18 protein-coding genes and 1 pseudogene are annotated in these 17,788 nt (G+C 63.3%); 6 read left to right on the forward strand and 13 right to left on the reverse strand.

Annotated elements, in window-relative coordinates:
• Together HCZ87_RS14345 and HCZ87_RS14350 are read right to left on the reverse strand one after the other, a co-directional pair.
• Positions 1-271: pseudogene (locus tag HCZ87_RS14345) on the reverse strand (protein EcsC); the annotation flags it as partial.
• A gap of 81 nt (positions 272-352) precedes the next feature.
• The gene (locus tag HCZ87_RS14350; protein ID WP_167644680.1) at positions 353-853 is read right to left on the reverse strand and encodes a GNAT family N-acetyltransferase; all 501 of its coding nucleotides are present in this window, start codon (positions 851-853) and stop codon (positions 353-355) included.
• Between the two features lie 113 nt (positions 854-966).
• Between HCZ87_RS14350 and HCZ87_RS14355 the strand changes: the two genes are divergently transcribed.
• Both HCZ87_RS14355 and HCZ87_RS14360 read left to right on the forward strand, forming a co-directional pair.
• Positions 967-1,575: a flavin reductase family protein gene (locus tag HCZ87_RS14355; RefSeq protein WP_167644682.1), complete on the forward strand. Its 609-nt coding sequence runs from the start codon at positions 967-969 to the stop codon at positions 1,573-1,575.
• A 163-nt stretch (positions 1,576-1,738) separates the two neighbouring features.
• Positions 1,739-2,392, forward strand: coding sequence for a CatB-related O-acetyltransferase (locus HCZ87_RS14360; protein WP_254868655.1), 654 nt, complete (start codon positions 1,739-1,741; stop codon positions 2,390-2,392).
• Between the two features lie 107 nt (positions 2,393-2,499).
• Here HCZ87_RS14360 and HCZ87_RS14365 read toward each other — a convergent pair whose 3' ends face one another.
• Positions 2,500-4,134: a SulP family inorganic anion transporter gene (locus tag HCZ87_RS14365; RefSeq protein ID WP_167644684.1), complete on the reverse strand. Its 1,635-nt coding sequence runs from the start codon at positions 4,132-4,134 to the stop codon at positions 2,500-2,502.
• Positions 4,135-4,429: 295 nt separating this feature from the next.
• Between HCZ87_RS14365 and HCZ87_RS14370 the strand changes: the two genes are divergently transcribed.
• The 3 genes from HCZ87_RS14370 to HCZ87_RS14380 all read left to right on the forward strand — a co-directional run bounded on the left by HCZ87_RS14370 (position 4,430) and on the right by HCZ87_RS14380 (position 7,611).
• Positions 4,430-5,932, forward strand: coding sequence for a hypothetical protein (locus HCZ87_RS14370; protein ID WP_167644686.1), 1,503 nt, complete (start codon positions 4,430-4,432; stop codon positions 5,930-5,932).
• Positions 5,933-6,040: 108 nt separating this feature from the next.
• The gene (locus HCZ87_RS14375; protein WP_167644688.1) at positions 6,041-6,916 is read left to right on the forward strand and encodes an S-methyl-5'-thioadenosine phosphorylase; all 876 of its coding nucleotides are present in this window, start codon (positions 6,041-6,043) and stop codon (positions 6,914-6,916) included.
• Positions 6,917-7,071: 155 nt separating this feature from the next.
• On the forward strand, positions 7,072-7,611 hold the full coding sequence (locus HCZ87_RS14380) for an adenine phosphoribosyltransferase (protein ID WP_167644690.1): 540 nt from the start codon (positions 7,072-7,074) through the stop codon (positions 7,609-7,611).
• An 85-nt stretch (positions 7,612-7,696) separates the two neighbouring features.
• On the opposite strand, the gene HCZ87_RS14385 is transcribed toward HCZ87_RS14380, so the two are convergent.
• The 10 genes from HCZ87_RS14385 to coxB all read right to left on the reverse strand — a co-directional run bounded on the left by HCZ87_RS14385 (position 7,697) and on the right by coxB (position 16,823).
• Positions 7,697-9,118 (reverse strand): FAD-binding oxidoreductase, encoded by a 1,422-nt coding sequence (locus HCZ87_RS14385; RefSeq protein WP_167644692.1) that lies wholly within the window; start codon positions 9,116-9,118, stop codon positions 7,697-7,699.
• A gap of 66 nt (positions 9,119-9,184) precedes the next feature.
• Positions 9,185-9,775 (reverse strand): GNAT family N-acetyltransferase, encoded by a 591-nt coding sequence (locus HCZ87_RS14390; RefSeq protein WP_167644694.1) that lies wholly within the window; start codon positions 9,773-9,775, stop codon positions 9,185-9,187.
• On the reverse strand, positions 9,775-11,037 hold the full coding sequence (locus HCZ87_RS14395) for a pitrilysin family protein (RefSeq protein ID WP_167644696.1): 1,263 nt from the start codon (positions 11,035-11,037) through the stop codon (positions 9,775-9,777). Before HCZ87_RS14395 ends, HCZ87_RS14390 begins: the two co-directional genes overlap by 1 nt.
• On the reverse strand, positions 11,034-12,425 hold the full coding sequence (gene thrC, locus HCZ87_RS14400; protein WP_167644698.1) for a threonine synthase: 1,392 nt from the start codon (positions 12,423-12,425) through the stop codon (positions 11,034-11,036). Before thrC ends, HCZ87_RS14395 begins: the two co-directional genes overlap by 4 nt.
• A 14-nt stretch (positions 12,426-12,439) precedes the next feature.
• Positions 12,440-13,105 carry an SURF1 family protein gene (locus HCZ87_RS14405; RefSeq protein WP_167644700.1) on the reverse strand — a complete coding sequence of 222 codons (666 nt, stop codon included), beginning with the start codon at positions 13,103-13,105 and terminating at the stop codon, positions 12,440-12,442.
• 158 nt (positions 13,106-13,263) lie between these two features.
• Positions 13,264-14,076, reverse strand: a complete 813-nt coding sequence (locus HCZ87_RS14410) for a cytochrome c oxidase subunit 3 (RefSeq protein WP_167644702.1) — start codon at positions 14,074-14,076, stop codon at positions 13,264-13,266.
• 25 nt (positions 14,077-14,101) lie between these two features.
• The gene (locus HCZ87_RS14415; protein WP_167644704.1) at positions 14,102-14,689 is read right to left on the reverse strand and encodes a cytochrome c oxidase assembly protein; all 588 of its coding nucleotides are present in this window, start codon (positions 14,687-14,689) and stop codon (positions 14,102-14,104) included.
• Positions 14,689-14,856, reverse strand: coding sequence for a cytochrome C oxidase assembly protein (locus HCZ87_RS14420; protein WP_167644706.1), 168 nt, complete (start codon positions 14,854-14,856; stop codon positions 14,689-14,691). The genes HCZ87_RS14415 and HCZ87_RS14420 overlap by 1 nt, the downstream gene beginning before the upstream one ends.
• A 5-nt stretch (positions 14,857-14,861) precedes the next feature.
• The gene (cyoE, locus tag HCZ87_RS14425) at positions 14,862-15,803 is read right to left on the reverse strand and encodes a heme o synthase (protein ID WP_167644708.1); all 942 of its coding nucleotides are present in this window, start codon (positions 15,801-15,803) and stop codon (positions 14,862-14,864) included.
• A 105-nt stretch (positions 15,804-15,908) separates the two neighbouring features.
• On the reverse strand, positions 15,909-16,823 hold the full coding sequence (gene coxB, locus HCZ87_RS14430) for a cytochrome c oxidase subunit II (RefSeq protein WP_167644710.1): 915 nt from the start codon (positions 16,821-16,823) through the stop codon (positions 15,909-15,911).
• A 180-nt stretch (positions 16,824-17,003) separates the two neighbouring features.
• Between coxB and HCZ87_RS14435 the strand changes: the two genes are divergently transcribed.
• Positions 17,004-17,788: TldD/PmbA family protein (locus HCZ87_RS14435; RefSeq protein WP_303048848.1), on the forward strand; the 785-nt coding region annotated here is incomplete at its 3' end.

The following is a 17,788-nucleotide window of genomic DNA, read 5'->3' on the forward strand; positions in this document are numbered from 1 at the left end:
TGGTCTGATCCGATTGATCCGGCAGCAGACGGCGGCTGTGATCCGCGCCGCGCACCGCCAGTTGCAACGCCTGAAACACGGCGGCCTCGACCGTGCCGCGCAGCGGGGCGGGCACCTGCCGCATCACGCCTTCGGCCTGGCCACCCACCGCATTCAGCAGCCGCATGCCAAAACTGCCCGCCGCGTGATAGCGGGCGGCGATCCGCTCCAGCTCGGCCTCAACCTCGCGCGCGCTCAGCATGCGCGCCTTTGTTTCCAGCAGTTCGCCCATGGCCAACCTCCCTGTTTGCTCAAGAGATCAGCAGTCGGGCGGCCGTTTTCAAGGTCTGCCCCCCGCGCGAGGCGGCGCCTGTTACCTCTGCGCCGCACCGGTCCAGCGGCGGACCTTGCCCTGAACCCCCGCCCAGGCGCCGGGGCAGAGGCTTAGTCCCAGGATCCGCTCGGGGTTGGTCGGCGGTGGCATCTCCACCCCGCTCAGCCGCGCAAAGCCGAACCGCTGATAATAGGGCGCATCGCCCACCAGCAGAACCCGGTCCCAATGGCTGTGCTCCGCCTTCCACAGGCTGTCACGAATGAGCGAGGATCCGATCCCCTCGCCCTGTCGCGTCGGGTGGGCAGCGACCGGCCCCAGCAAGAGCGCGTCCGCCTGCCCCACATGCACCGGCCAAAAGCGGATCGCCCCGGCCAGAATGCCGTCATCGTCGCGCGCTACCTGGCTCAGCGCCCGCACCGGCGCCACATCATCGCGCAGCCGATAAGACGACAGCGCCGTGCGCCCGGGCGCGAAACACAGGTCATAGAGGGCTTCAACCTCCCAGCGATCCTCTGGCCTCTCGGGCGCGATGGTAATCACGTGTCACGGGCTCCGTCATAGGCGCCGCCATAGACCACGGGGCCATCGGGACGCAGGGGTGGATTTCGCCCTAGCACGAGCGTAAGTCTGGGGCAAACACTTGGAGTCATGTCATGTTCTACCGCCCAGAAGACGGCCACGGATTGCCGCACAACCCCTTTAACGCCATTGTCACCCCGCGCCCGATCGGCTGGATTTCCACCCGCAGCGCCGATGGCGTCAATAATCTCGCGCCCTATTCCTTTTTCAACGCGGTCGCCTACGAGCCGCCGCAGGTGATGTTTGCCTCCACTTCGACCAAGCCGGATCAGGACGGCACCAAGGATTCCATGGCCAATATCGCCGAGACCGGCGTTTTCTGCGTAAATATCGTGGAATTCGCCATGCGCGACGCGATGAATGCCTCCTCCGCGCTGCTGGACAAGGACATCGACGAATTCGCCCATGCCGGGCTGAGCGCGGTGGACTGCGACACCATCCCCTGCGCCCGCGTCGAGGGCGCTCCGGCCGCGCTGGAATGCAAGCTCACCCGCATCATCGACCTGCCTGGCGCGTCCAACAAGGTGGCCTTTGGCGAGGTCATCGGCGTGCATCTGCGCGACGATTGCCTGGTTGACGGCCTGTTTGACGTCACCCGCTATCAGCCGCTCACCCGCCTGGGCTATCGCGACTATGCCAAGATCGAGACGGTCTTCTCCCTCGCCCGCCCCAACGACCGCTGAGGCCAGCCCCCGGCCCCGACACCCGAGAGGCGCATTGCCTCCGGGCCGGGGCCGCGCTAAATTGGTCGCCAAGCTGATGGAGGATACGATGGACCAGCACCTGTAACCCGCCCCTCATTGGGCATATTGCCCAAGCGATCTATTTGTTACAGGAGGTCCCGTTTTGGCCTTTTCCCTGCCGGATGCCGATTGCATCCACCCCATCATCTTGCCCGATGGCACCCAGCATGTCGGCACCGTCCATCTGAAAAACGTCGTAGACCTGCCGAATTTCAACGTCGGCGCCTACACCTATGCCTCGGATTTCGACCCGCCCCCGCGTGACGGCTGGGCCAGCCGGCTGGCGCCCTATCTGTTTCCCATCTCCCGTGGCGGGCTGATGATCGGCAAGTTCTGCCAGATCGCCCAGGGCGTACGATTCATCACGGCCTCGGCCAATCACGACACCCGTGGCGTCTCGACCTACCCGTTCCGCACCTTCGATCCCGCTTTGCGCGAGGGCTATAACCCCGATATCCGCGATATCGAGATCGGCAATGATGTGTGGTTCGGCTATGGTGCGCAGGTGATGTCAGGCGCCAGGATCGGCGATGGCGCGATCATCGGCGCCGGTGCCGTGGTGCGTGGCTCGGTACCGCCCTACGCCGTCGTGATCGGCAATCCCGGCACCGTGATCCGCCGCCGCTTTGCCCCCGAACAGATCGAAGCCCTGCTCGACATCGCCTGGTGGGATTGGCCCACCGAGCTGATCGAGGCACATCACGAGATCATCGTTTCCGCCAATGTGGACGCGCTCCTGAAGCTCGCGCCCGAGTGACCGCTCCCGCAAGGGTTTAACGGGGCCCGCTCCGTGCAACACCCCACAAAAAAGCCGCGGTCCCGACCAGGGACCGCGACCGCTTGGCAAGCTGCGCAACGGCGGCGTCAGTGACTGCCGAGAATGCCGGTCTTGACCGAGTAATCCACCGCCAGACCATATTCCGGGTCATCGTCGCTATCGACCATCAGATGGCCCGCCTTGCTCAGGAGCTCATGACAATCCCGGCTCAGGTGCCGCAGCTGCATGGCCTTGCCTGCCCCGGCATAACGCCCCGCCACCGTCTCGATCGCCTGAAGCGCCGATTGATCCACCACCCGCGAGGCGGCAAAATCCACGATCACCACCTCCGGGTCGTTCTCCACGTCAAAGAGCTCGATAAACCCGTCGGTGGAGCCAAAAAACAACGGCCCCTGGATCTCATAGACCTTGGCCCCGGCCTCGCTGTGGCTGTCGCGGGTCACCGCGTGAATGCGCCGGGCGTTGTTCCAGGCATAGGCCAGCGCCGAGACGATCACCCCAACAACCACCGCCACCGCAAGGTCGCTCATCACCGTGACCACGGTCACCAGCACGATCACAAAGGCATCCGTCAGGGGCACTTTGGTCATGATCTTGAAGCTGTTCCAGGCAAATGTCCCGATCACCACCATGAACATCACCCCCACCAGCGCCGCCAGCGGGATCTGCTCGATCAGCGGCGAGGCCACGACGATGAACAGCAGCAAAAACAGCGCCGCCGCGATTGCCGCGATCCGGGTCCGCCCGCCGGAGTTCACATTGATCATCGACTGGCCGATCATCGCACAGCCGCCCATGCCGCCAAAGAAGCCGGTCAGGATATTCGCCGTGCCCTGGGCGATACATTCCTGGCTCGCGCCCCCCCGTTTGCCGGTGATCTCGCCCACCAGGTTCAGGGTCAGCAGGCTCTCGATAAGACCGATCGCCGCCAGGATCACCGCATAGGGCGCGATGATCTCCAGCGTGGCCCAGTTCAGCGGCACCATCGGAATGTGGAACATCGGCAGGCCGCCCTCGATCGAGGCCATATCGCCCACCCGCGGCACATCCAGCCCAAAGGCGATCACGATGACCGCGGTGATCCCGATCCCGGCCAGCGGCGCGGGGATGATCTTGGTCACCTTCGGCACCGCCCAGATGATCGCCATGGTCAGCACCACCAGCCCTAGCATCACCGCCAGCTGCCCACCGGCCAGCCACTCGCCGCCACCGGCGCCATGGCCGGTGTTCTCCACCGTGCCCGGCACCTTGAACTGGGTCATCTGCGCCAGGAAAATCACGATCGCCAGCCCGTTCACAAAGCCCAGCATCACCGGATGCGGCACCAGCCGGATGAACTTGCCCCAATGCATCACCCCGGCCAGAACCTGCAAGATCCCCATCAACACCACCGTGGCAAAGAGATATTCGACGCCGTGCTCCGCCACCAGCGCCACCATGACAACGGCCAAAGCCCCCGTCGCGCCCGAGATCATCCCCGGCCGCCCGCCGATCAGCGCCGTCACCAGCCCGACCAGAAACGCCGCATAAAGCCCCACCAAAGGATGCACCCCGGCCACAAAGGCAAAGGCCACCGCTTCCGGCACCAGCGCCAGCGCCACGGTCAGCCCCGACAACAGCTCCGTGCGCAGCCGCCCGACGCTAAAGCCCTCGTCCTGCATGATGGAGAGATTGGGAGGAGAGATATTCTTGGCCAATAGGCCCATTACGCCGCGTGTCATGACACCTAAACCTGTGATCAACGGAGGGAAGATTTTCTGGCCTGTTATCGCCAATACCCCCACGACACAAGGGAAGCCCGGAAAACAAGGGGATTTTACCGCCCTTGTCACCACACCCCAGGCCCGCCCCGGCCCCGCGCCTGCCCAATAGGTCAGCCCCCCTGACCCAATGTTTCGCGCACGAAACAATACGTCAGCACCTGTGACCCATCGGCAACACATCCTTAACCCTTGCCGTCCCCACCCCCGCGCGCCACACTCACCCCATTGGCGACAGCGATTTTCAGGCAACCACATGCATTTCAAAAGCTGGGACGACATCGACCCGCCCCCCAATGAGGCCGAGCAAAAGCTCAAAGCCGCCGCCGAGGCAGGAGAGATCTGCATACTCGGCCCACACGACCAAATTCCCGAAGAACCTGACGATTGGTCCGCCCTGACCGACGCGCAAGAAACCCGCCACATCCGCGCCGAGGTGCTGCGCCTGCTGCTCCTGAACCGCGAGGGCTGCGATGTCACCGAAGAAGGCGTCATGCTGTATGGCGCCTATGTCAGCGGCCCTCTCGCGCTGTTCAACGGCACCATCCCCGGCAATATGCTGCTGCACGGCTGCCGGTTTCAGCATGAAATCTTCGCATCACGGTCAAAATGGGCCGGAAACCTTCGGCTGAGGACCTGCGCCCTGCCCGCCCTCAGCGCCGATGGCGCCACTCTTCAGGGACAGCTGGACTGCGAAGGGGCAACATTCGACAGCCCGGATGGAGTGGCGCTCAACCTGCAAAATGCGCAGGTCAAAGACCACCTCTTCCTCCGCAAGGCCACGGTCAACGGAACAGCTGACCTCATCGGCGCCAAAATCGGTGGTCAACTGGATTGCGAAGGCGCGACGTTCAATACCCCCCAAGGAACAGCCCTCGACCTGCAAGGTGCGGAGATCACCGGCGGTCTTATCCTCCGCGCGCTTGCAAAAATTGACGGCATCCTTGATCTAAATTGCGCAAAAACCTCAACCTTGGTTGACGATCCTCAATGCTGGCCTGCGGCGGGCAAGCTGATCCTCAATGGCTTCACCTATGATCGGGTTCACGGCCCTGCCGACACCAAAACCCGCCTGGACTGGCTTGCCAAAGGCGACCGCTGGGAGGGCGAATTCTATCCGCAGCCCTATAAACAACTCGCCAAGACCCTGCACGACATTGGCCACGAGGCGGCGGCGCAGGAGGTTCGCTATGTCCTCGCCACCAAACTCGCTGCCGAACGCAAGGCTGACATCCGCAAGCAAATCAAAGACGCCGGGCGCGACGCCCCGAAGATCGGCCTCGCCATTGGCCGACGGCTCCGCCTCGGCGCGGAACATCTCGCGGATTTTCTGTTGCGCAGCACCGTCGGCTACGGGCGCAAACCCTTTCGCAGCCTCCACTGGCTTATTGGCCTCATCGCCTCCTGCTGGATAGTGACCCTCGGCGCATGGCATCGCGGCGATTTCGCCCCCAACTCCGCCCCCATCCTGCGCAGCGCGGAATGGCGCGCCCTCACCAACCACCCCAACGCCGCAGAGCACTGGGCGCAGACCTCCCCCACCGGTCGCGACTGGGAGAGCTTCTCCTCCCTCGCCTATGCCGCCGACATCGTCATCCCCATCGTCGATTTTGGCCAGACCGAGGCCTGGGCCCCCTCCACCGAACGCGGCTCATGGGGATATCACCTCTGGTGGCTGCGCTGGCTCTTCACCACCCTGGGCTGGATCGTCTCCGCCCTTGGCGCCGCCGCGCTCACCGGCATCATTCGCCGCGAATAGCCACGCTCCCTTTCACCTTTTTCAAAATATCCCCGCCGGAGGCATCCAACCTTGCCAAGCCACGCCCCCCTCGGCGATAGATCGACAAACACCGGCAGGAGAGCGACAATGACCGAAACCCTGATTGCCGTGATCGGCGGCTCTGGCATCTATGACATCGACGGGCTGGACGGCGCCGAATGGATCAGCGTCAGCAGCCCCTGGGGCACGCCCTCGGATCAGATCCTCACCGGGCGGTTTGACGGTGTAAAAATGGCCTTCCTGCCCCGCCACGGGCGCGGCCATGTGCACAGCCCCAGCGATGTGCCCTACCGCGCCAATATCGACGCGCTGAAACGGCTGGGGGCCACCGATGTGATCTCCGTTTCGGCCTGCGGTTCCTTTCGCGAAGACATGGCGCCGGGGGATTTTGTCATTGTCGATCAGTTCATTGACCGCACCTTTGCCCGCGACAAGAGCTTTTTCTCCTCCGGCTGCGTCGCCCATGTCTCCCTCGCGCATCCCACCTGCCCGCGCCTCGGAGATGCGGTTGAGGCCGCCGCCAAAGCCGCCGGCATCAGGATCCACCGGGGCGGCACCTATCTGGCGATGGAGGGGCCGCAGTTTTCCTCGCTGGCGGAATCCAGGCTCTACCGCGAGCAATGGGGCTGCGACGTCATCGGCATGACCAATATGCCCGAGGCCAAGCTCGCCCGCGAGGCGGAGCTCTGCTATGCCTCGATCGCCATGGTCACCGATTACGACAGCTGGCACCCGGATCACGGCGCGGTGGATGTCTCTGATATCATTGCGACCTTGCAGGGCAATTCCGACAAAGCGCGCGCGCTGGTCAAGGGTCTGCCCGCGCGTCTGGGCCAGCACCGCGCCCCCTGCCCGCATGGCTGCGACCGGGCACTGGAGCATGCCATCATGACCGCGCCCGACAAACGCGACCCGGCGCTTCTGGCCAGGCTGGATGCCGTTGCCGGTCGGGTTCTGGGCTGACAGGCGGCCACCAAACGCAGCCTTTGCCCTCGCCAAACGGCGGTTGACGCTTGCATGGCGCGGATGCTTGGGTCAAACCGCTATGGTTCGCGTGCCAGAGGCTATGGGCCTGGACGCGAGCTGATCCAGAACGCCAGGTCAGGGGCCAGACGCCGATGAAAAAGTCGAAAACCGTCAAGGACTATATCCGCACCATCGTTGATTTCCCGCATGAGGGGATCATGTTCCGCGATGTCACCACGCTGTTTGCCGACCCGCGCGGCTTTCGCATGGCGGTGGATCAGATGCTGCACCCCTATGCTGGCGAGCGCATCGACAAGGTGGTCGGGCTGGAGGCGCGCGGCTTTATCCTAGGCGGTGCCATCGCGCATCAGCTGGGCACCGGATTTGTGCCGATCCGCAAGAAGGGCAAGCTGCCCGGAGCGACGATCAGCCAGGCCTATACGCTGGAATATGGCGAGGCGGTGGTGGAGCTGCACAGCGATGCGATCCAGCCCGGCGAGAAAATCCTGCTGGTTGATGATCTCCTTGCCACCGGCGGCACCGCGGGCACCGGGATCAAGCTGATCGAGACGCTGGGCGGCGAGATTATCTCCTGTTCGTTTATCATCGACCTGCCGGAACTGGGCGGGCGCAAACAGCTTGAGGCGCTCGGCATGGATGTGCAGGTGCTTTGCGAGTTTGACGGGCTTTGAAACGCCGCTGACGCGATGACGAGGGGCGCTGCCCCTCGTGCTCCCCGGGATATTTTCGGTTAGAAGAAGAAACAGGCCCGGTGTCTCAGCCGCAGGCCAGAACCGCGCCGGGGTTCATGATGCCATTGGGGTCCAGCGCCTGTTTGATGGCGCGCATGCTGGCCAGTTTTACCGGATCGCCATAGTGTTCCAGATCAGTGACCTTTAGGCGGCCGATGCCATGTTCGGCGCTGATCGAGCCGCCGTAGTGCTGCACCAGATCATGGATGATGCCTTTGACGTCGCCGCGCAGGTGATCGTAATCGGAGCGGGTCTTACCCGCAGCGGGAAAGACATTGTAGTGCAGGTTGCCGTCGCCGAGATGGCCGAAGCAATTGACCCTTAGCGATGGATCCAGCCTGGCCAGCGCCGCCCAGCCGGCCGGGATGAACTCCGGGATCTCAGAGATCGGCACCGAGATGTCATGGCTGGAGATCGAGCCGATCCGGCGGTTGGCCTCGGGGATATGTTCGCGCAGCGACCAGAGCGCCTGACGCTGGGTTTCGGATTGGGCGATGACGCCATCCTCGGAAAGGCCCGCCTCCAGCGCCTGTTCAAAGAGATCGGCCAGCGCCGCATCGGCGTTTTGGCCCCGCCCCAGGCCGAGGTTGATCAACACGCACCATTCTGGTTGCGTTTCAAAGGGTTGGCGCAGCTCAGGCAGGGTCTCGGCGAGAAAGGCCAGCCCCTGGCGGTGGATCAGCTCAAAGGCGCTGACGCCCTCGCCCACCGCATCCCGCGCCATTGCCAACAGGGTGATCGCGGCGGCGGGGTCGCGCACGGTGAACAGCGCGGTGCCCGGATTGGCCGGGATCGGGGCGAGCTTCAGCGCGGCGGCGGTGATCACGCCAAGCGTGCCCTCGGCCCCGATCAGCAGGTTGCGCAGATCATAGCCGGTGTTGTCCTTGCGCAGCCGCGTCAGCCCGTTCCAGATCTCGCCCGAGGGCAGCACCGCCTCCAGCCCAAGGCAGAGATCGCGGGCATTGCCGTAGCGCAGCACATTGACGCCACCGGCGTTGGTGGCGAGGTTGCCGCCGATCCGGGCGGTGCCTTCGGCGGCGAGCGAGAGCGGAAAGCAGCGATCCACCGCTGTTGCAGCGGCCTGGACCTCGGCGAGGATGGCGCCGGCCTCGGCCAGGATGACGTTTTCCCCGGGGTAGACGGCGCGAATGGCGCGCATGCGTTCCAGCGACAGCACCACCGGTGCGGGCCCCTCTGGCAGGACCTGACCGCCGACCAGCCCGGTGCCACCGCCATAGGGGATCACGCCGACGCGGGCGGCATTGGCGGCACGGATGATCTCTGAGACCTCGGCGACGTTGCGCGGCAGGGCGATGGCCCCGGCCTGCCCCTGATAGCGCCCGCGCGGCTCCTCCAGATAGCGGGCCTCGGGGGTGCGCAGCGTATCGTCGGGCAGGCGACGGGCAAGCCCATCAAGAAAGGCGGGATCAGCAGGGGACAGGGTCATGGGCTATGAATGTGCAATTGCGGGCGCGATGGCAAGCCCCCTCGCCACGGCAAAGACAGCGTGGCGTCAGGCCTGACCGGCCATGGTCTTGCCCCGGCGATCCCCGCGCAGCGCCGCATAGAGCACATGGGTGCGCCAGCGTCCGTTGATCTGCAAATAGGATTGCGCCACGCCCTCGTATTTAAAACCGGAGCGTTCCAGGAGCCCGCGCGAGGCGGCGTTTTCCGGCAGGCAGGCGGCCTCGATGCGGGAGAGATCCAGCCGGGTGAAGGCGTGATGCACCACGGCGCCGATCGCCTCGCGCATATAGCCGTTGCGGGCGTATTTCTGCGCCGTCCAATAGCCCACGGTGCCCGCCATGGCGGGGCCGCGGCGGATATTGTCCAGGGTGATCGCGCCGACCAGCTGATCGTCAGAGCGCCGGACCAGAAACAGCGGCAGCGCCGAGCCCTGCGCGATGGAGCGTTTGGCCCAATAGACCCGGTTGGTAAAGGATTTGCGGCTAAGGTGATCCGGCGACCAGGCCGGCTCCCAGGGGGTCAGGTAGTGCTGGCTCTGCAAACGCAGAGCCGCCCAGGCGCGAAAATCCGCATGCACGGGCGGGCGCAGCGTCAGCCGCTCGGTTTCCAGTTTCACCCTCCGCCGCGACAGAAGCATCAGGCCGCGCGCCTCCGGGCGATCTCCTCAAGATCCGGGGCATCGGCGACCGGACCATAGAGCGCCAGCGCCGCCGGGGCCTCATGCGCGAGATGCGCCGCCATGGCACGCACATCGGCGGTGGTGACCGCGTCGATCTTGGCCACCGTGTCCTCCAGGCTGGGCACGCGGTCCCAGATCTGCACCAGACGCGCCAGACGTTCGGCGCGGTTGGAGGGGCCTTCCAGCCCCATCAGCATGCCCGCCTTCATCTGCGCGCGGGCGCGTTCGACCTCGGCATCGGACATGTCATCGGCGGCGCGTTTGAGTTCGTCCACCGTGAGGGTGAGCAGATCCGAGACCTGCGCGCCAGAGGTGCCGGCGTAGATGGTCATCATGCCGGTGTCTTCATAGGCGCCCGCCTGCGAGAAGATCGTGTAGCAAAGCCCGCGTTTTTCGCGCACCTCCTGGAACAGCCGCGAGGACATGCCGCCCCCCAGCGCGCCCGCGTAGATCTGCGCGGTGTAGATATCATCGGCGCGGTAGCTGGGACCCTCGAAGGCCAGCGCCACATGGGCCTGCTCCAGCGCCTTGTCGCGGCGGATCTCGCCGCCGGTGAAGCGGGCAACCTCCAGCACGTCCTGCGCCTTGGGCTCCATATGGCCAAACAGCGCCTCTGCCGCCTTGACCAGCTGGTCGTGGTCCACCGCACCGGCGGCGGACAGGATCATCTGGCCGGGGCCGTAATGTTCGCCGACAAAGCGGCGCAGATCCTCGCGCGAGAAGCTGCGCACCCGCTCGGCGGGGCCGAGGATGGTGCGGCCAATCGCCTGATCGCGGTAGCTTTCTTCCTGCAACCAGTCAAAGATGATGTCATCCGGCGTATCCAGCGCCTGGCCGATTTCCGACAGGATAACGCCGCGCTCCACCTCGATCTCGCGCTCGTCAAAGACCGAGTTCAGCAGGATATCGCCAATCACCTCCAGCGCCAGCGGGACGTCGTCCTTGAGCACGCGGGCGTAATAGGCCGTGACCTCGCGCGAGGTATAGGCGTTGATATAGCCGCCGACATCCTCGATCGCCTCGGCGATCTGCAAGGCGCTGCGGGTCTTGGTGCCCTTGAACGCCATATGTTCGAGGAAATGGGCAATGCCATTCTGCTCCAGCCGCTCGTGGCGGCCGCCTGCGGTAACCCAGATGCCGATGGAGGCGGATTGCAACCCCGGCATCTGTTCGGTGACGATGCGAAACCCGTTGGGCAGGCGATCTTGTTTAACGGTCAATTGGCGATGTGCTCTCTGATGTAGGTCTGGAGGGCGCCGAGATCATTGGCGATCCGGGTCACCCGTTCCGACCTTTCATACAGATCTGCCATGCGCGGGGGAAGAGGCGGATACACGCCCGAGGCCTGTTCCACCGCCGCCGGGAATTTTGCCGGATGCGCGGTGGCCAGGGTGACCATCGGCGCGCTGTAGGTGAGGTGTTCATTGGCTACTTTGACGCCGACCGCGCCATGCGGGCAAAGGAGTTCACCCGAGGCGGCAAGTTCGGATTTGATCGTTGCCAGGGTTTCCTCCTCGGAGGCGCGACCGGAGGTGTAGATCTCGCTCAGCGCCTGCATGGCGCCCTGGCTGACATTGAAGCCGCCGCCCTGCTTCAGCTCGTCCATCAGCTGGGCCACGGCGGAACCGTCTTGATTGTAGGCGTAAAACAGCGCGCGTTCAAAGTTCGAGGAGACCTGGATATCCATCGACGGCGAGATCGAGGGGATGGTCTCGCCCTTGAAATAGCCCTGCCCCGACAGGCAGCGATGCAGGATGTCGTTCTGATTGGTGGCGACCACCAGCTGTTCGATCGGCAGCCCCATCTGGCGCGCGATAAAGCCGGCAAAGATATCGCCGAAATTGCCGGTGGGCACGGAGAAGGAGACCTTGCGATGCGGCGCGCCAAGCGCCACGGCGGCGGTGAAGTAATAGACCACCTGCGCCAGCACCCGGGCAAAGTTGATCGAGTTCACCCCGGCCAGATGCACCGAATCGCGGAAGTCGAAATCGTTGAACATATCCTTGAGCGCGGCCTGGCAATCGTCGAAATCGCCATCCACTGCCAGCGCATGCACATTGGCATCATCCGGCGTGGTCATCTGGCGGCGCTGCACCTCGGAGACGCGGCCATGCGGAAAGAGGATAAAGACATTGACCGCATCCAGCCCCCGAAACGCCTCGATCGCCGCCGAGCCGGTATCGCCCGAGGTGGCGCCGACGATGGTCACGCTGTCGCCGCGCCGCTTCAGCGCGGTCTGAAACAGCTGCCCGATGAGCTGCATGGCGAAATCCTTGAACGCCAGGGTCGGGCCGTGAAAGAGCTCCAGCAGGAAATGGCTCGGCGCAAGCTGTTTCAGCGGCGCACGGGCGGCATGGCCAAACCCCGCATAGGCGCGGGCGATGATGCCCTTGAACTCGTCTTCGCTGAAGGAACCGGACACGAAGGGCCACATCACCCGAAAGGCGACCTCCTCGTAGGGGAGCCCGGCAAATGCGGCGATTTCCTCGGTGCTGAGGGACGGGATCTCGGCGGGCACATAGAGGCCGCCGTCGCGCGCCAGGCCGGTGAGCATGGCATCCTCGAAGGAGAGTTCAGGCGCTTGGCCGCGGGTGGAGATATATTTCATGGCGTCAGATCCTGTCAGGTTTTGGCGCGGGTACGCAGAAGAAAAGCAACGGTCATGGCAGCCCAGATCAGGGCCAGTGAGAACCAGGTGATGGCATATTGCAGGTGGTCATTGGCAATCGTCGCGGTGGAGACCGGCAGCGCATGGGTGCTGTTGTCCGGCGTTTCGCGCAGCACCACCAGGAGCGGCTCGGTGCCCAGCACCGCGGCCATGGCAGGCACGTCGCGGGCATACCAGATATTGCCCGCCACATCGGCCTCGGGGGTGAAACTGTCGACCTCATCGGGCCAATGCAGGTTGCCGACCAATGTAGCCGCCCCCTTGGGCCGTTCCGCATCCCGTTTGGGGCTGGTGACAAATCCCCGGTCGATCATGATGCGACGGCCCGCGTCGGTCTCGAAGCCGGAGATGATACGATAGCCGGGGCCGAGATCCTTGGCGGAGGTTATGACGTGGATCTCTTCGGGCAGGAAATGGCCGGAGACCTCGACCGGGCGGTATTTATCCGCCTCCGGGTCCGGTGTGGCGGGCAAGGGCGTCGGCGCGGCGGCGATGCGGCTCTCGATGGTGGCGAGGATGCCCTGTTTCCAGCTCAGCCGCTGCATCTGCCAGATGCCCAGCGACAGCAGCACCGCGAGGCCCAGCCCCCCGACAAGACAGAGAAAGATCACCCGGCGCATGATGTGGTTGCTCCTGATCGTTTGCCACAGGTCCTACCCGTCCCGGCAGAGACGGCAAAGGGCGCGCGAGATGACCTCGCGCGCCCCGGTAGATACGTGGGGATTGCAGAAAGGAAAACCGCAATCGTGTATCCGTTACACTTGGCCCAGGGTCCGGCTTACATGCCGGAGAAGCCCCAGATGTAGACCGCGAAGAAGAGGAACAGCCACACAACGTCAACGAAGTGCCAGTACCAGGCGGCCATCTCGAAGCCGGCGTGGGATTTCGGGGTGAAATCGCCCTTGACCGCGCGGATCAGACAGATGGTCAGGAAGATAGTGCCCAGGATCACGTGGAAGCCGTGGAAACCGGTCGCCATGAAGAAGTTGGAATAGAATTGGTCACCGCCGAATTCCCAGCCTTCATGCAGCAGCAGTTCGGCATATTCAAAGGCTTGCAGCGCGGTGAAGAAGACGCCCAGCACGATGCCGATGGCCAGACCCTGGATCAGGCCCTTGCGGTCGTTTTCATGCACCAGAGCATGGTGCGCCCAGGTCACGGCACAGCCCGAAAGCAGCAGCACCAGCGTGTTGATCAACGGCAGGTGGAACGCGTCCACGGCGTGGATGTGCGGCGCCACATATTCGGAGCCGATGTAGTCCTGCATCGGGTAGATCTTGTGTTTGAAGAACGACCAGAACCAGGCGAAGAAGAACATGACTTCGGACATCACAAACAGGATGAAGCCGTAGCGCAGGCCGATCAGCACCACGGGGGTGTGATCGCCGGCCTTGTTTTCCGCAATGGTTTCAGACCACCAGCAGAAGGCAGAGTAAAGAACAGCCAGAAGCCCCGCCAGGAACATCCAGGCGCCCATGCCATGCATCCAGCGCACGGCGCCAAACAGCATAACGAAGGCACCGATTGAACTCAGCAGCGGCCAGATCGACGGTGGCAGAATGTGGTAGTCGTGATTTTTAGCATGCGCCATTTAAGTGTCCCTCACCAAAGCGGCCTTAGTTCAGTTCTATCTCTGCCCCGGATGTGTCTCCGGTTTCGAGGGAGGCATAACCCTCGGGCAGATCGATCTCGTGAAATGTATACGACAAGGTGATCGTATGCACATATTTTGCCTCCGGGTCCTCGACGATCTCGGGGTCCACGAAGAAGGTCACGGGCATCATGACCCGCTCCCCCGGTTGCAGTACCTGCTCGTTAAAGCAGAAACACTGAATCTTTTCAAAGTAGTAACCGGTCGAATAGGGCGTCACGTTATATGACGCCTGCCCAGCCACCGGACGATCCGTCGGATTATAGGCCTCAAAGAAGGCCAGACCGGTTTCGCCAATCTTCAGCTCCATGATCCGTTCGACGGGTTTGAACTCCCAGGGCATGTCGCGGTCCTTGGAGGCATCAAAGCGCACCTTGATGGTCTGGTCGAGCACGGTGTCAGAGCCCGCATCCGCCACCTGCGTCACGCCGCCAAAACCGGTGACGCGGCAGAACAGATTGTAAAGCGGCACCGCCGCCCAGGCGAGCCCGCCCATGACCAGAACCACCGCGACCAGCTGGGTGACCGTTTTTTGCGGACCGCTCATCGCCATCAGTTCTGCTCCTCGCTCTTGGAATCAGGCCAGGTGAAATCCTGCGAGGTCAGCTTGACCACCGTCAGCGCCATCACCAGCACGACGAACCCCGCCAGCAACAGGCCGACGCCAACATTGCGGCCTTTGCGACGCGCGTGCAGTTCATGTTGCTTGTTCAGGCTCATGGGGCTTACCAGCCTCCCAGTCCATAGGGTTTCAACAGCGCCTCGGCGAGGATCGCACCGAAGTGCAGGAACAGATAGAGCAGAGACAGCTTAAAGAAAGAGCGCTCCACCTTGAAATTATCGACCTCGGAGGCTGCCTCGTCCCGGCGCCAGATCTGGACGGCGCCTTTCAGGAACAGCGCGTTCAGCACCAAGGCCACGGCCAGATAGATCGGCCCGCCAACGCCGGTGAAGGCAGTGGCCACGGCAAAGGTCGCCAGGATCACGGTATAGGCCAGGATATGTTTGCGGGTGGAGCGGCGACCGTGGGTCACAGTCAGCATCGGCACATCCGCCATATCGTAGTCATTGCGCATGAACAGCGCCAGCGCCCAGAAATGCGGCGGCGTCCACAGGAAGGTCAGCGCGAACATCAGCCAGGGTTCGATGGTCATGGAACCGGTCGCCGCGATCCAGCCGATCACCGGCGGAAAGGCCCCCGCCGCGCCACCGATAACGATGTTCTGCGGCGTCGCGCGTTTCAGCCACATGGTGTAGATCACCACGTAGAAAAAGATCGTGAAGGCCAAGAAGGCCCCGGCAAAAACGTTGGTGGCCAGCGCCAGCATGATCACCGACAGGCCGGAAAGCGCGAGGCCGAGGCTCAGCGCCTCGCCCTTGTCGACCTTGCCGGCCGGAATCGGACGGGATTTGGTGCGTTTCATCACCTGGTCGATATCGCTATCCCACCACATGTTCAGCGCCCCAGAGGCACCGCCACCGATGGCGATGAACAGGATGGCGCAGAAACCGATCACCGGATGGACGCCGACCGGGGCGGCCATCAGGCCAACAAAGGCTGTGAACACCACCAGCGACATCACGCGCGGTTTCAGCAGCGCGAAGTAATCACCAAAGGAGGCGTCGTCTTCACGGATCATGCTTGCGTTGATGCTGGCGTCGCTCATGTTTCAGGCTCTTCTTTGGTCGGTGACGGCCACACGATCAGACGTGTGGCCGATATTTTAGGTCTTCAAACCCCAACCCCGCCGCGCGCGCCGGGGCGGCGGGTCTTAGTTGGAGGCGACGCGGTAGCTTTGCGGGGTGCCCGCGTCGGCATATTCCTCGATCGCGCCCTTGAGCCACGCGTCATATGCCTCCTGGCTCACAACCTTGACCGTGATCGGCATATAGGCGTGGTCCTTGCCGCAGAGCTCGGAACACTGACCGAAGTAGATGCCTTCCTCGGTGGGTTTGAACCAAAGTTCCGCCAGACGACCGGGAACCGCATCCTGTTTCACGCCAAAGGCCGGCAGCGCCCAGGAGTGGATCACATCCGCGCCGGTCACCTGCATCACGATGGTCTTGTTCACCGGCACCACAACAGCAGTGTTGGTGGCCAGCAGGAATTCATCGGCGCTATAGCCTGCTTTTGCCAGCTTCTCTGCCATCAGGTCGCTGTTTACGAAAGGTTTCAGCCCTGCTTCTTCCTCTTCCGAGGTGAGCGTGGCCGGGTGGCCGATCATGTAGCTGTCAAAGGCAAATTCGCTATCGACATATTCATAGGTCCAGTACCACTGGCTGCCGGTCACCTTGATGGTGACGTCGCCTTCGGGGATCTCCTGCTGGCGGAACAGTTCCGGCAGGCTGAAGGAGCCGATGACGATCAGGATCAGGATCGGCACCAGAGTCCAGGCGATCTCGATCGGGGTGTGGTGGGTGAATTTCGCCGCTTCCGGGTTGGCACGGCGGTTAAAGCGCACGATCGCAAACAGCAGCAGCCCCGCGACGAAGATACATATCGCGGTGATGATGATGAGAATCATGTGGTCGAGTTTGTGAATACCCTCGGCCAATTCGGAGCCTGCCGGCTGAAAGCCCATCAGGCCGTCGCGCGGCTTCCCGATGGATTCCAGTCCTTCTTGCGCCATTGCTGGAAGGCTCGTGAGAGCGGCGATAAAGCCCGAAAGCGTCAAAGCATTCTTCATGTCGTTTCCTGATCGCTTGATCGTTGCGTTGGACCGGCCTCGGAATCATTTGTGAAAATCAATCCACAGCCGTTGTCTTTGGTGCCGTTAAAAATCATATTCTGGAGAGGTTATAAAGAGGGTTGCTCGCGTCATTGCGTCGCTTTCTTGACTTAGATCAAAAAAAACGAGGCCCGTTTTATGGATACCACAGCGTTTCGACCCTTTGAGACCACCCTTCCCGAGGATGAAGCGCTGCCGGTGCTGCGCGCCGCGCTGGCCGGTGCGGAGGATGGCGAGATCTTCGCCGAACGCGTGAAATCAGAGGCTCTGGTGTTCGATGACGGGCGTCTGCGCACCGCCAGCTATGACGCTGCCGAAGGCTTTGGCCTGCGTGCGGTGCGTGGCGAGGTGGCCGGATATGCCCATTCCACCACCATGTCGATCTCGGCCCTGAAGCGCGCGGCGGAAACCGCGCGGCTGGCGGTAGGCGATGGCGGCGGCATCATGGCAGCGGCGCCAAAGGCGACAAATATGTCTCTTTATAGTGACACTGACCCGATCGCGGCACAGGGGTTTCCGGTCAAGGTCGAGACCCTGCGCGAGATCGACGCCTTTGCGCGGGGACTTGATTCCCGGGTTGTTCAGGTTTCGGCCACCCTCGCCGCCTCGCTTCAGGAGATCGAAATCATGCGCGCCGATGGCACAAGGGTGCGCGATGTGCGCCCGATGACCCGCGTCAATGTCTCGGTCATCGTGGATGACGCCGGACGCCGCGAGAGCGGCACCGCCGGCGGCGGCGGGCGTGTCGGTCTGGACGGGCTGATCGCGCCGCAGGACTGGCAGGCCAAGGCCCGCGAAGCCCTGCGCATCGCGCTGGTGAACCTGGAGGCGGAACCCGCCCCGGCGGGGGAAATGGATGTGGTGCTTGGCCCCGGCTGGCCCGGCATTCTGCTGCACGAGGCGATCGGCCATGGGCTGGAGGG

Origin of the sequence: Phaeobacter sp. HF9A (assembly GCF_011806385.1) — a bacterium.
GTDB lineage: Bacteria > Pseudomonadota > Alphaproteobacteria > Rhodobacterales > Rhodobacteraceae > Epibacterium.